This window comes from Bradyrhizobium yuanmingense (assembly GCF_029167105.1).
Classification (GTDB): Bacteria; Pseudomonadota; Alphaproteobacteria; order Rhizobiales; family Xanthobacteraceae; genus Bradyrhizobium; species Bradyrhizobium yuanmingense_A.
Map to the genome: position 1 here is coordinate 76,931 of NZ_JARFML010000031.1, position 13,972 is coordinate 90,902.

Sequence of the window (13,972 nt, forward strand, 5' to 3'; positions counted from 1 at the left end):
CGGCAGCCCGACCTCTCCGCCGGGCGCAACCCTGCCCCTCGCGGCGGCTCGGTTGATTCACGTGGGGCGTTGCGAAAAAGGTGACGCCGCGACCTTAAGGGGATTTGACTTCATGACTTTGCCGATGAGCTGGAATGAATGGGCGCAGCACGATGGCGTCGCGCTGGCGGGGCGCGTCCGCAAGGGCGAGCTGACGGCGAAGGAGCTGGCGCGGCAGGCCGCTGCGGGCGTTGCCAAGGTCAATCCAGCGCTGTCGGGCGTGGTCGAGCTGTTCGAGGATGTGATCGCCGATCCCGCCAAGGACGGCGCCAATCTCGCAGGCCCGTTCGCCGGCCTGCCCTTCCTGATGAAGGACCTCGGGCCGACCATGAAGGGCCGGCTGCAGGAGATGGGCTCGCTCTTGATGCGCGGCAATCGCGCGAGCGCCGATACGTTCCTCACCAGCAAATTCCGCCAGGCGGGGCTCAACCTGATCGGACGCACCACGACGCCGGAGTTCGGCGTGTGCTCGTCGGCCGATAACCCCGCAGTCTACGTCACGCGCAATCCCTGGAATACCGACTACACCACCTGCGGCTCATCGGCAGGCAGCGCCGCGATGGTGGCCGCGGGCGTGGTGCCGATCGCGCATGCGACCGACGGCGGCGGCTCGATCCGCATTCCCGCCGGCGTCAACGGCAATATCGGCCTGAAGGTCTCGCGCGGCGTGTTCTCGCTGGCGCCGCACATGTCCGACCTCACCGGCCTCGTCTCGATCCAGGGTTGCCAGTCACGCTCGGTGCGCGACACTGCCGCCTTCGTCGATCATGCGCGCGGGCCTGCGCCCGGCGAGTTCATGCCGTTCTGGACCACGGCGCAGCCTTATTGCGAGATGATCAAGCGTGATCCCGGCAAGCTTCGCATCGCGCTGTCGCACACGTGGGGCAATTACACGGCGGCGCCCGATCTCGCTGCCGAGCTGGAGAAGGCCGGACGCTTCCTCGAAGGGCTCGGCCATCACGTCGACTATGCGCTGCCGGAGATCGACCTCCCGGCCGCCTTCGAGGCGCAGACCACCTGCTACATCTCGAACTTTGCGGTGGTGATCTCCAACATGCTCGCCGGGCGCGGACTGGAAAAGCCGCCGGAGGACCTGATCGAGCCGATGAACATCCGCATCTGGGAAGCGGGGCGCCACACCAGCTTCGCCGAGCGGGCGAAGATGCAGGCGGTGTTCAACACGACCTCGCGCGGCTTCGGCAGCTTCTTCGAGCAATGGGACGTGATCCTGACCCCGATCACGGCACTGCCGACGCCTAAGGTCGGCACCAGGGAATATCTCACCATCTCGGACAATCCCGATGTGCGCGACTGGTTCGACAATCTCTGGCGCTTCTTCGCCTTCACGCCGCTCGCCAATCTGTGCGGCATGCCGGCCATCTCGATGCCGATGGCGACCCAGGACCATGGCCTGCCGCTCGGCATCCAAGCGATCGCCAAGCAGGCCAATGACGGCCTGTTGCTGCAGCTCGCCGCCCAGATCGAGCGCGCGCTCGACGGCAAGTGGAACGGCGGCAAGACCGCGAAGGTGCATGTGACCAAGGCGTGAGCTGCCGCCGCTTCTCCTCTAGCCGTTGTCTTTGGCACTCGCTTTCGCAATGGCCTCGTCCACGCGCCAGCGCGATACGCCTTGCTCAGCGAGCAAGCGCACCGCAGGGCTTCGCGTCTCCGGAAAGAGGGCGACCAGTGCATTGACGCCGGTTACCCCTGAATTGCCGACCTTCTGAGCGTGCAGCGCGGCCCGACGGTCGACGCGCTGGAATGCAGCGGTCGGCGCGGCGGTGCCGGTCTCAACCACGATGTGAGCGAGCTCCTTGTCGAGATAGTCGGTGAGGTTTTGCCTGAGCGCGCCGAGATCGGCATTGCAGGCTTCCAGGACGGGCGCGGCATCGCCGTCTTCGGTCAACGCCAACAGAAGATGTTCCAGCGTTGCAAATTGATGGCGGCGTCGGTCGGCAAGAGCAAGCGCCCGTTGGCGCGTGGCGCCATAGGCCGGAGCGAACGGGCGAGACGCCACGTCGAGCAATGCGTCGATCGTCTCCAGCCGCTTCACGGGATCGAGGATTGCGAGCAGCTCATATTTGTCCTTGATCGACAGCTTCATCCGCGTCGCCATCGTATCGGCGATATGTCCGATGTCGCGCGTACGATCGAAGAACGACCAGACGTCCGGCATGAGCAGACCGTGGGCCGCCGCGTAATCCTCGAAGCGTTGGATGGCGCGGCTAGTCAGCTCAGGCGCATCCGCAGCCGGGCTCTCGGGCAATTCGAAAGCCTCGGACTGGTAACCGTTGTTCGTTGCCGCGAAGCTGCGAAGCCCGATGCGGCGGAGTCCGCGGGTCAGCACCCTGATCGAGCCGTCGGAGAGCCGCTCGAGCTCGACCAATTGAGCGAGCAGACCGACCTCGTAGACGTCAGAAAATTGCGGCTCGTCGACGCCCGCCTCGCGCTGGATCGCGCAGAGCATCTCGCGCGCGCCCTCGAACGCACGGTTGAGAGCGAGTACGGTGTTCTCGCGGCCGACGAACAACGGAAAGGTCGCGCCCGGAAACGGCACGAAATCGCGGAGCGGCACCGCCGGATAGACCGCGGTCGAGCTTTTGAGCCTTACGCTCGGCACCGGCGAGTCGCGACGAGCGGTCTGGAGCATCGCCGACAACGTATTCCAGTCGGCAACGCCGAGCATCCTCGATACGACTTCGAGGCTCTCGCTGTGACTGATGGTAACGGCCTTGGTAGTCAAGGATTCGCGTAGGGTATGCGCCATAGCCTTGGCATCGCGAAAATCGCGCATCGGTTCGTCCTCTGCATGAGCGATCCAGGTGTGTCAGGTGGTTGCGTTGCTGACCCGGTCGCTCGGGCAAAGGGGGGCCGATCAGGGCTCGATACGTTCACCATTCCACGGAGGGTGCAACCGGCAGGTCGTATCAACCTGCGCGAAGGGTGGCGCAAAGAAAGTTTGCTGTCAATTGCGATCTCAGTTCTTGACCGCCGGTATCTCCTCCGCCACCGGCTGCTTCTGACCCTGCTGATACATCGCGAGCGCCTTGTCGAGAGCTTCGCGCAGTGCCAGCGCCGCGGCGACACTGCAACGTAAGTGCGCGGTCTGCACCACGTCGACCCTGACGGCGGCGCCGACCGGCATCAACAGGTTTGCGGCGAGCTCGATCTGGATCGCGCCGTTGTGGTGGCCGAAGCAGGATGCGCCGTCGAAATAGATGATCGGCGCCCGCTCGGCGCTGGAGGTGGAAATGGTGACGGGCCCCTGGGCGGTCGAGGGCGTTTCGGGGTCGGCCATGGGCGCTCCTTGCAGTTCATCGACGAACGAAGCGCCCACCATCGGCGCTTCGGCACGCCCTGTCGAGACCAAACCGCCCCATGCGGGGCTCATTCCGGGTTTTGCGCGAGCCCCGACACTGGTCTAGAAGGTCCCCATGAGCACCACGCCGACCACGCTTGCCTTCGAGGAACTCGCCGAGGCCATCAAGGGCCGCCGCTCCGATTACGGCCATATCAGCGGGCTCCAGCTCGACCGCTTCGCACCTGGCGAGGCGTGGTCCAGCCTGCCCTATCGTCCGGTCTTCGTCGGCGACACCGAGACCGGCGTTCTGCATGGCGGCGTCGTCACCGCGATGCTGGACGAGAGCTGCGGCATGGCGGTGCAACTTGCGCTCGACGGCACCCGCGCCATCGCAACCCTCGATCTGCGCATCGACTACCAGAAGCCGGCAACGCCCGGCCTCGACATCAAGGCGCATTCGGTATGCTACCGCACCACGCGCTCGATCGCCTTCGTGCGCTCCACCGCCTATCAGGAGTCCGAGGACGATCCGGTTGCGACCGCGACCGCCTGCTTCATGATCGGCGCCAACCGCACCAACATGCTGGCCGACCGCCGGATGGATGCGCGCAACATCCCGACGCTGGAGGCGCCGGAGCATCCGGACGGGCCCTTTGCGCGCAGCCCCTTCGCGCGCGCGCTCGGCATCCGCGTCAACGACGACGGCACGCTGACGATGCCGTTCTCGCCCCAGATCATCGGCAATCCGATCCTGCCCGCGATCCATGGCGGCATGACGGGCGCCTTCCTCGAGACCACCGCCATCATCGGCGTGGCGCGGGAACTCGGCGCTGGCGCACCGCCCAAGCCGATCGGCCTCACCGTCAACTACTTGCGCTCCGGACGCGCGCTCGACACGTTTGCCGACGTCTCGATCGTGAAGCAGGGCCGACGTATCGTCGCCTTCGAGGCGCGGGCCTGGCAGGACGATGCTACGAGGCCGATCGCCACCGCTTTCGGTCACTTCATGCTGCGCCCGACGCCTGGAAGTGACGAGGAATAAGCCCATTTTGACTTGACGGCCGCAGCTCCGGCCCCAACGATAGCGCGCCTTTCGCCAGAGGAATTGGATTGCGGCATCCGCTCGACATCGTTGCCATGTTCGCCGCACTCTGGCTGCTGGCATCGATGGTGCTCGACGCGCTGACGCCGAAGGAGCTGACCGCGATCATGATCGGCATCGCGATCGGCCCGGCCATCGTCATCACCGCCGTGTTCTATTACCTGCGGTGCCCGCGAACGGATTTTGCGGTGATGTTCGCAGCGCTGTGGCTGATCTCCGATATCGCGATCGCCCTAATCTCGCCGAAGCAGCTGCCGCATTTCCTGATCGCACTCGGCTTTCTGCCGGCGCTGCTGATCGGCATCGTGCTGCACTGGCAACGCTTCCAGCGTCGCCAAGACGATTTGCCCGTGCCTTCGCCGAAGCGCGGCTAGAAGCCGTTCAACGTCTCGACTGCGCGAGTCACGATCTTCTCCTCATCCCAGTGAAGACGTTCGAAGGATACTGCGATCCGTCCTGTGGCATCAAGAATGAAGAGTTCGATGCGGTGACGGTTCACGAGCGCTTCACCAAAATTGACACCAAGCCCGAAGTACGAGCGCAACGCGTCATTCCCCTCGACGGCCCGCAGCATCCGATGATCTTCGTCCGTGCGCACGGCACGGTCCCGGCCATACACCCGCAACCGCTCGGCCCGATCAAACTCCGGATCATACGTGATCGCAGCCGTACGGATCCGTCCTGCGAGTCCCCGCGCGCCAAGCAATGCCTGGACGCGCGCCAGCTTCGTGACGGTGAGCGAGCACTTCATCGGATTATCGCAACGGGTATAGAAAAAGACTACTATTGCAGGCTTGCCACGGAAGAACTCAAGGAACTTCATCGATTTCCCGTCTTGATCTTGCATCAGGACGGAATTGATCGAGCTAGGCTCCTGGCTTTTCACTGGCCTCCTGACCGGGACACTTCCGGCCGCTGGCAAGCCACCGCAGCATGAAGAAATGGTGTGGTCGGGCTCTCGGATGGCCTTCAGGGCTCGGTCGAGATCGAGCCGCAACTTCCGTGACAGGCCGTGCTCTGCGCGCCAGCGCTCGAGCTGGGGTTGAACAGCTTGCGCGGTCGGGCCGAGCCAGGCCAGGGCGGCCAGCAATTCCGATACCGCGCTAGTCCCGGTGGATGAGGTCGCATACTCGCCGTACCTCTCGAACGAAACCGGCTCGTCGTGGAGTCGAATCCGGTCGAGCGCCCGCGCAACAAAAGGCGCCAAGGCTTCGTTCGGTTTCGAATAAGAACGCAATGCGCGCGCGGCGGCAGCGATCAGGTAGGCATCGATCCCTGTATCCAGCTCTTCGAGCACGAAGATCAGTGCTTGATCTGAGAGTCCGATCCGCGCCAGGGCAAGCAGAATCCAACCTCGCATTTGGACGACGGTCGCGGACCCTCGCCCGTCATAGACAGGATGCTCTTCGCGCAGAAGATCCGTGAGTTCCGCACCACCGACCGGATCGGCAGAGAGCATGCCGACCAGATCGGCAAATCGGTCCTCCGACATCACGCTTGTTGCGTCGCCGGGAATGGGCATTCTACTGATCGTATTTGCTGAGGAAACGACGTGCGGACTGCTTGTATTTTGCGGGCGTGTTGGACGAGTTGAAGCGAGTGACGCTCAGCATCAACGCCTTGTCCTTGGCGAACTTGGCGTCATCGCCGAATTGCTCCAACGCGGTCAAGCTCGTGGCCTTGATATCCGAGTAGTCCGATTTATCCTTCAGGATCTTGAGCGCCTGCTGTTGCAGCTTTTGGGGGTTCAGCGAGTGCAATGCAGAGGCTGCGAGCTGCCGATTTTCTCGCAGCTCCTTCTTGTTGCGGAGCACCTTTTCGAACATTGGTGCCGACTTGGCATCGGCCGCTAGCAGACGCAATGCCTCACGCTTCGCGTCCTGATTCGGCGGTTTCTTCACGATCGCGCGCGCCACCGAATACGCTTCGGCATGAGCGTCGTTGCCGAGAAGCTGAAGCGCCTTCTCCGGCGGGAGCAGCGCCTTGGCGGGATTCTTCAGGCCGTCCAGGAGCTTCTTTTGCGCAAATCCATCCTTGTTGCGCATGAGGATACCAAGCGCCCGCCGCCGCAATTGTTCATGAGAATCGGTCGAGACCTGGCGCAAGGCCGCAATATAGTCCGCACTGACGGATTCGAAATTGGGGACACTGAAGGCCGCCGCACCAAGCGATTGCAGCGCCGCCATCCGTACCTCGATGAGCTTGCCGGTATCGCACAAGACCTTCAATAGACGCTGAACATCCTCAGTGCTCTCTGCAACCTGGACAGGGGTCGAGGCGGAGGTGCTGCGCTTTCTCGGCGAGACCGTTTTCTTTGCTGCCTTTTTCTTTGCTGCCGTTTTCTCTGCTGCCTTTTTCTTTCCTGCCTTTTTCTTTGCAACTTTCCGCTTCGTTGCCATCATCTCATCTCCCCGCGCAAGGCGCGCTAGATCTGGACATCATCATAGCCGAATCCCGCGTTGGCGGCGGCATTGACAGCGCCGAGGTAATCGATGCAGTCCTTGACACGCGGCTGCGGCCCCGGCGCCGCGACGCAGGGTGATGTAGCCAACGTCCCGCCCGGCGCGTCCGGCGGACGGGTTGGGTCCGCGGGGCTGGTGATGCCATTCCACGGCCACATCGTATCATTCAGCTTGTGGCCCGGCCGACTGGTTGGTCTCTCGTCGAACGACGCCGCGGTCGCAGGATCGAAACGCCCGTTCTGGCGCTGCCACTTTGCCCAGAGCCGATCGACGTTGCAGTGAAGCAGGAAAAACAGCGGGTCCTTCGCCGCGGTCCTAGGATCTTGAATGGAGCCGCCAAAGCTAGTGTGTGCAAGGCCGTGCGGATCTCCTTCCATGCCCCTGAACGTGCGAAATTGATTACCCAGCGCCAGCGTTTGCGCTTCTTTCATTGGATTTGGCGGAGCCTGCGACGTGGGAAAATCCGGAGTGCGATTGATGCCGGGAGTGCCATCCGTCACCCAGAATTCCAGTGGATTGCCATTGCGGAATTTCACCGTGCCATTTGCGTCGGACTCGCCCAGGAAGTCGCGTGTAAAAACGTTCGGAGCGGGCTGGTCGAAGCGCCAATAAGGAAGCGCCACACTTGGATCGATCGCCTGAAGCTCGCGCTCGAGATCGAGCAGATAGGCGCGATGCCATGGCAGGAAACCGGGCGCGGAATGCGCCTGCGATAGACCGGGCCCCTTGTGCATCTTGTTGAAATCCGCGAAGCGACCGAGGCCTTGATTGTTGAGCTTGGCAAACGCCGCAATGAACCGATCGCGCTCGCCGTTCGTCAGCTTATTGGCATTCTTGCGGATGCGCACCATCAATTGGGAAGATCCGACGAGCGTGTTGCCCACGCGTGCTTCGATCTTCACGTCTCCGGAATTGGTACTCGGCTGGCCAAATTTTCCGGCAACGAAGAACGGGACCGTTGTGCCGTTCGTCGGAACGGTCAGAGTAAGGCTGCTCGCGAACGCTCCCGTCGTACCGCTGCGAAATCCGACTCCACCGCCATTTGCCGCCGATACAGCGGCAATCTTGACGCTGACGGTCGACGCGTTGGCGCCTGACGGGTCCGTCACGCGAATCCGGCACGGAGACGGTACCCATGTCACGAACCGCGCCTCTGGAGCTGTGCTGTTGTTGATCTGAAGTTCGACGTCCATGAATGCGCCCTCCCTGCAATTGGGTGGCCCGAACAACATTCTCTACGAGCAATGGCTTACGATACAATCACCTCGTGCAATTGGCAAGATGCTCACCGCGACCGAATGCCTCCGGCCGGCGGCGAGCTTCTGGCTCTGTTGGCTTCGCGTCGCATTCGGAGAGAAGCCGGGATGCGCATACGCCACGCGCCTACCGCGGCAAGAGGTTCGTCTTCGCGAGGTCCAGCACCTCGTCGCCGCGCCCGTTCATCACCGCGCGGAGAACCCAGAGGCTGAAGCCCTTGATTTGCTCGGCCGTGATGGTCGGCGGCATCGACAGCTCCTGCTTGGCGGTGACGACGTCGAGCAGCGCCGGCCCATTGTGCGCCAGCATCTCCTTCATCGCGCCCGGAAGCTCGCCGGGATCCTCGACGCGCTTGGCAAAGATGCCCATCGCGCGCGCCATCGCGGCGAAATCCGGGTTCTCCAGGTCGACATTGGTGTCGACGAAGCCCGCCGCCTTCATCTCCAGCGCGACGAAGCCGAGCACGCCGTTGTTGAAGACGACCACCTTCACCGGCAGCTTCTGTTGCGTCAGCGTGATCAGGTCTCCCATCAGCATGGTGAAGCCGCCGTCGCCGGAGAGCGAGATGACCTGGCGCCCGGGCTGAGCAGCCTGCGCGCCGATCGCCTGCGGCATGGCATTGGCCATCGAGCCGTGCACGAAGGAGCCGATCAGCCGGCGGCGGCCGTTCATGTCGAGATAGCGCGCCGCCCACACCGTCGGAGTGCCGACATCGGCGGTGAAGACGGCATCGTCGGAGGCATGGTCGCTGATGATCTTGGCGAGATATTGCGGATGGATCGGCTTGGCTCCGGGCGTGCCCCTGGCAAGCGAATCCAGCCCCTCGCGGGCCCTCTTGTAGTGCGCGAAGGCATCGTCGAGATGCTTGCGCTGCGTCTTCGTCTCGAGCAGCGGCAGCAGCGCCTCGATGGTGAGCTTGACGTCGCCGACGAGGCCGAGATCGATCCTGCAGCGCCGTCCCAGATTTTCCGGGCGGATGTCGATCTGCGCGATCTTCGCATCATCAGGGAAGAACTGCTTGTAGGGGAAGTCGGTGCCGAGCATCACCAGCGCGTCGCAGGCGTGCATCGCGGCGTAGCCCGAGGAGAATCCGATGAAGCCGGTCATGCCGACGTCATAGGGGTTGTCGTATTCGACATGCTCCTTGCCGCCGAGCGCATGCACGATCGGGCTCTTCAGCGCTTCGGCGAGTTGCATCAAGGGCGCATGTGCGCCGGCGCAGCCGCGGCCGCAGAACAGCGTGATGCGCTCGGCGCCGTTGAGAAGATCGGCGAGCGCCTTCAGCTCGTCCGGCTGCGGGACGACCTTCGGCGGAGCCAGCGCAAGACCGCGCGTCGTCGACAACGCGCGCTTCGGAGGACTCCGGAATGCGACATCGCCGGGCATGGCGACCACTGCGACGCCGCGCAGGCCCACCGCCGCGCGAATCGCGTTCTCCAGCACGAAAGGCAGCTGGCTCGGGTCCGACACCAGCTCGCAATAATGGCTGCATTCGCGGAACAGGTTTTGCGGATGCGTCTCCTGGAAATAGCCGCCGCCGATCTCGGCGGTCGGGATCTGCGCCGCGATCGCCAGCACGGGAACGCGGCTGCGATGCGCGTCGAACAGGCCGTTGATCAGATGCAGATTGCCGGGGCCGCAGGAGCCCGCGCAGACCGCGAGGCTCCCGGTTATCTCGGCTTCGCCGGCCGCCGCGAAGGCCGCGACCTCCTCGTGCCGGACATGAATCCATTCGATCGTGCCGCGGCGGCGCAGCGCCTCGGTGAGCGCGTTCAGGCTGTCGCCAACGATGCCGTAGATGCGCTTGACCCCGGCCTGTTCGAGCGTTGCCACGAACAGATCGGCCAAGTTGTTGATCGCCATGTCGGTCTCCCGATTCAGCCAGTCGCATAACACGATGCGCGCATGTCGGCATCGCGCCACCATATGGCAGAATAGACCATGTCAGGATTACGGCCAGTTTATTGTCGGCTCAACCTTTCTCAATTGCCCGATCGTAGGCGGCAATTGTCACCTCTGCGCGAGCTGCAACATCTGCTGCACTCATGCCCGGCTTGTAGAGGCTGGAGCCAAGCCCGAAGGCAGTCACCCCGCCCTTGATGTACTCGGCAAAATTCTGGTCAGAGACGCCGCCGACGGCAGCGATCATCACGTCTGCCGGCAGCACGGCACGGATCGCGGCGATGCCGGAAGCGCCGAGCACGCTCGCCGGAAAGAATTTCAGGCTCGACGCGCCGGACCGTGCCGCCAGCAGCGCCTCGGTCGGCGAGAACACGCCGGGCATGGTCACCATGCGATGCTGATGCGCGCGCGCCAGCACTTCGGTGTCGACATTTGGCGAGACCATCAGCCTGCCGCCGACATCGTTGAGGCGATCGACATCTGCCCTCGTCAGCACCGTGCCGGCGCCGATCAACACACCTGATGGCGCGAGCTTCACGGCAAGCGCGATCGAGCGGAACGGATCGGGCGAATTCAGGGGGATCTCGATCGCGGTCATGCCGGCCTCGACCAAGACGCCGACGATCGCTTCGGTCTCCTCAGGCTTGATGCCGCGCAAGATCGCGACCAGCGGGCGCTGCATCGGCGGAAAGGGAACGCTCATTTCTCGCAGTCCTTCTACTTCGTCCAGATCGCGGCTGCCGCCATCGACAGGCCGCGGCGGACGGCTTCATCCGCATCGACCGGATTTGCGGTTACCGAAAGCGCCTCGAATGCCAGCCGATACAGCACCGCAAGCCGCCCCGCGGCAATCAGCTGGACGCCCGCTTGCGGCACGGTGCCGGAGAGCCCTGCCGCGAGCTCCACACCGATCAACGTGCCCGATAGCGTCTCACGTGCCGCTGTCGGCGTGCCGCCGAACAAGAGCTGTCGCGACCGTGCAGTGAACAGCAGGTTGGCGGCGAAGGCCGGGGCGTCGAATGCGGCCTTTACGGCTGCCTTGAAGCTCGCGATATCTTCGGCGTCATCAGCGCCGGCGACCGCGAGCGACAGGATCGTCTCGCGCGAGACGGCGCTGAACAGCTCGCCGGTCATGAAGGTGGCGAAGCGCTCGACCGTGCCGTCTTTCACCCGCACCCATTTCGAATGCGTGCCGGGCATGCAGACCAGCGCCTCGCCCGCGGCATCGAGGCCGAGCGCGCCGAGCAATTGCGTCTCCTCGCCGCGCATGACGTCCGGCGCCTTGGCATCGCGCTGGGCGATGCCCGGCAGGAAGCGAATGTCGCGCGCCTCGCCCGGCACGCGCACTGCCTGTTTCAGGACCGCTGAGAGCTTTGCCGGCGTGTCGACGTAGCCGGCCTCGACCCAGCCGGTCTTGGCACCGGCCATGCCGCAGACCAGAACCGGCAGATGCGCGGGCGCTTCGACCGCGGTCAGATGCGCTTGCAGCACGGCGGGAAAGCCGGTCTTCGCCGCCGCCAGCATGCCCTCACCGCTGCGGCGCTCGGCCAGCACCTGACCGGCGCGATCGACTAGCCAGAGCCGGAAGCTGCTGGTGCCCCAATCCACCGCGACAAAGGCGGGTTCGGTCATGTCAGGTCTCGTCCTCGTCTCATGGCCAAGACGCCGTCTCGCGACACATGAGACGATGTCCAGCAGGCTCCCGTCGAGATACCGGCTATTGCGCGGGCAAACCAGCCCTTTCTCTTCAATTTGGGGCTCCGCCGCGCTGGCACACGGCTTGCTGACGCTTGATCTCTCAACTCCGTCAACGCGCGACAAGACGCGTCAACATCAGATGAGGAAACCCATGGAGATCGGCTATTTCACGATGCCTTCGCATCCGCCGGAGTGCGGCCTCAAGGAAGGGAACGACTGGGATCTGCAGGTCATGCGCTGGCTCGACGAGCTCGGCTATCAGGAGGCCTGGGTCGGCGAGCACCACACGGCGCCCTGGGAACCCAATCCCACGCCGGACCTCTTGATCGCGCAGGCCTTGATGCAGACCAAGCGCTTGCGCATCGGGCCGGGCGGCTTCCTGTTGCCCTATCACCATCCGGCCGAACTCGCCAACCGCGTCGCCATGCTCGACCATCTCTCCGAGGGCCGGCTCAATTTCGGCGTGGCGGCGAGCGGATTGCCGAGCGACTGGGCGATGTTCAACGTCGACGGTATGAGCGGACAGAACCGCGACATGACGCGCGAGGCGCTGGAGATCATCCTGAAACTGTGGACCGAGCCGGCGCCCTTCACCCACAAGGGGAAGTACTGGACGGTGACCAAGCCGGACACGATGTTCGACTTCCTCAAGCCCCACATCAAGCCGCTGCAGGCGCCGCATCCGCCGATCGGCGTTGCGGGTCTTTCCAAGAACTCGGACACGCTGAAGCTCGCCGGGGAGCGCGGCTTCATCCCGATGAGCCTCAACCTCAATCCGGCCTATGTCTCGAGCCATTGGGACTCCGTCGAGATCGGGGCGGCCAAGACCGGCCGCAAGCCGAACCGGCAGGACTGGCGCCTGGTGCGCGAGGTGTTCGTCGCCGACACCGACGAAGAAGCCTGGAAGCTCTCGACCGGCGACATGATGGGCCGGATGATGAGCGAGTACTTCCTGCCGCTGCTCGGCCATTTCGGCTTCAAGGACTATCTCAAGCACGCGCCCGATGTGCCCGACAGCGACGTCACGGTCGAATATTGCGCCAAGCGGAACTGGATCGTCGGCTCGCCCGCAACGGTCGCCGAGAAGATCGAAAAGATCTACGACGAGGTCGGCGGCTTCGGCGTGCTGCTGGTGTTCGGCTTCGACTACAAGCACAAGGCCGAGGCCTGGCACCACTCGCTCGCGCTGCTGAAGAATGAGGTGATGCCGCGCCTTGCGCATCTCGGCTCCGCGAAGAAGGCGGCTTGACGCTCAGCGGGTGCGGCGCGATCGTGTCGCACCCGCTTCTATTGTCGGAGATTTCCGCGTGACGGTGGACGGCAATTCTTTCGACGCCAATCATTTCAAACAGGCGATGCGCCAATGTGCCGGTGCGGTAGCGCTGGTCACGGTGGGCGCCGAGCATGGCAGGCGCACGGGGCTGACGGTGACCTCGGCCTGCTCGTTGTCGGACAAGCCGCCCTCGCTGATCGTCTGCGTCAACCGCAACGCCAGCGCACATGCGCGCATCCGCGAGGAAGGTGCTTTCGCCATCAACTTCCTGCACGAGGATCACGCGCTGCTCGCCCTCACCTTCAGCGGCCAGAAGGGCGTCAACGGCGACGATCGCTTCGCCTTCGGGCAATGGACGCGTGGCGTGACCGGCGCACCGGTACTGGCGGACGCAGTGGCCGCGTTCGACTGCGTGCTGGCGCAGGAGTTCGAGACGACGACGCATTCGATCTTCGTCGGCGAAGTCCGCGGCGCCTCGCATTCCGCTGCGGCAACGCCGCTGGTGTACCTGCGCAGCAATTTCCACAAGCCGCGAGAACTCCGCGAGACCGTCGCGATCGGCGATCTCGACGCGCGGCATCTGAGCTGGACGGATTTTTCGTAGGACGAGTGCTCGCTTTCTTCCTTCTCGCCTTGTGGGAGAAGGTGGCATAGGCGGCCTTCGGCCGCCGTTCTTAAGAACGCCGAAGCGGAGCTTCGGCTATGGCGCCGGATGAGGGGTTGTCTCCGCACATTCAATCGAAAATTGGATTCGCGGAGAGAACCCCTCACCCGTCTCGCCGCTGCGCGGCGAGCCACCCTCTCCCACAGGGGGCCTGTTGCGTAATTCGCCATTTGTGATTCCCTAGGGCAAAGCCTTGGAGGGTAGCGATGGCAGTGAAGCAGACGGGGCAGCCGAGTTTTATTGAGGGGTGGCTGCCGAAGGGAGCCGGGGCCAA

At 63.9% G+C, this 13,972-nt stretch carries 13 protein-coding genes; 5 read left to right on the plus strand and 8 right to left on the minus strand.

Going from position 1 to position 13,972, the window contains the following annotated elements:
* Positions 1–112 precede the first annotated feature (112 nt).
* The gene (locus P0R31_RS31105; protein WP_275518353.1) at positions 113–1,588 is read left to right on the plus strand and encodes an amidase; all 1,476 of its coding nucleotides are present in this window, start codon (positions 113–115) and stop codon (positions 1,586–1,588) included.
* An 18-nt stretch (positions 1,589–1,606) separates the two neighbouring features.
* Here P0R31_RS31105 and P0R31_RS31110 read toward each other — a convergent pair whose 3' ends face one another.
* Together P0R31_RS31110 and P0R31_RS31115 are read right to left on the minus strand one after the other, a co-directional pair.
* Positions 1,607–2,833: an LON peptidase substrate-binding domain-containing protein gene (locus tag P0R31_RS31110; protein ID WP_275518354.1), complete on the minus strand. Its 1,227-nt coding sequence runs from the start codon at positions 2,831–2,833 to the stop codon at positions 1,607–1,609.
* Between the two features lie 183 nt (positions 2,834–3,016).
* Entirely contained in the window at positions 3,017–3,337 is a 321-nt protein-coding gene (locus P0R31_RS31115; protein ID WP_025032108.1) for a hypothetical protein, read from the minus strand.
* A gap of 136 nt (positions 3,338–3,473) precedes the next feature.
* On the opposite strand from P0R31_RS31115, the gene P0R31_RS31120 reads away from it, so the two are divergent.
* The gene (locus P0R31_RS31120) at positions 3,474–4,382 is read left to right on the plus strand and encodes a PaaI family thioesterase (RefSeq protein ID WP_275518355.1); all 909 of its coding nucleotides are present in this window, start codon (positions 3,474–3,476) and stop codon (positions 4,380–4,382) included.
* A 68-nt stretch (positions 4,383–4,450) separates the two neighbouring features.
* Positions 4,451–4,816 (plus strand): hypothetical protein, encoded by a 366-nt coding sequence (locus P0R31_RS31125; protein ID WP_275518356.1) that lies wholly within the window; start codon positions 4,451–4,453, stop codon positions 4,814–4,816.
* On the opposite strand, the gene P0R31_RS31130 is transcribed toward P0R31_RS31125, so the two are convergent.
* From P0R31_RS31130 to P0R31_RS31155, 6 genes are all read right to left on the minus strand, one after another.
* Positions 4,813–5,964: an SCO family protein gene (locus P0R31_RS31130; protein WP_275518357.1), complete on the minus strand. Its 1,152-nt coding sequence runs from the start codon at positions 5,962–5,964 to the stop codon at positions 4,813–4,815. The two genes, P0R31_RS31125 and P0R31_RS31130, sit on opposite strands and share 4 nt — an antisense overlap.
* A 1-nt stretch (position 5,965) precedes the next feature.
* Positions 5,966–6,844, minus strand: a complete 879-nt coding sequence (locus tag P0R31_RS31135) for a hypothetical protein (RefSeq protein ID WP_275518358.1) — start codon at positions 6,842–6,844, stop codon at positions 5,966–5,968.
* A gap of 23 nt (positions 6,845–6,867) precedes the next feature.
* A complete protein-coding gene (locus tag P0R31_RS31140) occupies positions 6,868–8,097 on the minus strand; it encodes a tyrosinase family protein (protein WP_275518360.1) in 1,230 nt (409 codons plus the stop codon).
* A 190-nt stretch (positions 8,098–8,287) separates the two neighbouring features.
* Positions 8,288–10,024, minus strand: coding sequence for a ubiquinone-dependent pyruvate dehydrogenase (gene poxB, locus P0R31_RS31145; RefSeq protein WP_275518362.1), 1,737 nt, complete (start codon positions 10,022–10,024; stop codon positions 8,288–8,290).
* A gap of 109 nt (positions 10,025–10,133) precedes the next feature.
* Positions 10,134–10,766, minus strand: coding sequence for a 2-dehydro-3-deoxy-6-phosphogalactonate aldolase (locus tag P0R31_RS31150; protein WP_275518364.1), 633 nt, complete (start codon positions 10,764–10,766; stop codon positions 10,134–10,136).
* 14 nt (positions 10,767–10,780) lie between these two features.
* Positions 10,781–11,695, minus strand: a complete 915-nt coding sequence (locus P0R31_RS31155; protein WP_275518366.1) for a 2-dehydro-3-deoxygalactonokinase — start codon at positions 11,693–11,695, stop codon at positions 10,781–10,783.
* Between the two features lie 217 nt (positions 11,696–11,912).
* On the opposite strand from P0R31_RS31155, the gene P0R31_RS31160 reads away from it, so the two are divergent.
* A complete protein-coding gene (locus tag P0R31_RS31160) occupies positions 11,913–13,010 on the plus strand; it encodes an LLM class flavin-dependent oxidoreductase (protein ID WP_275518367.1) in 1,098 nt (365 codons plus the stop codon).
* A 58-nt stretch (positions 13,011–13,068) separates the two neighbouring features.
* Complete coding sequence (locus tag P0R31_RS31165; protein ID WP_275518368.1) at positions 13,069–13,638, plus strand: flavin reductase family protein; 570 nt, start codon at positions 13,069–13,071, stop codon at positions 13,636–13,638.
* Positions 13,639–13,972 lie beyond the last annotated feature (334 nt).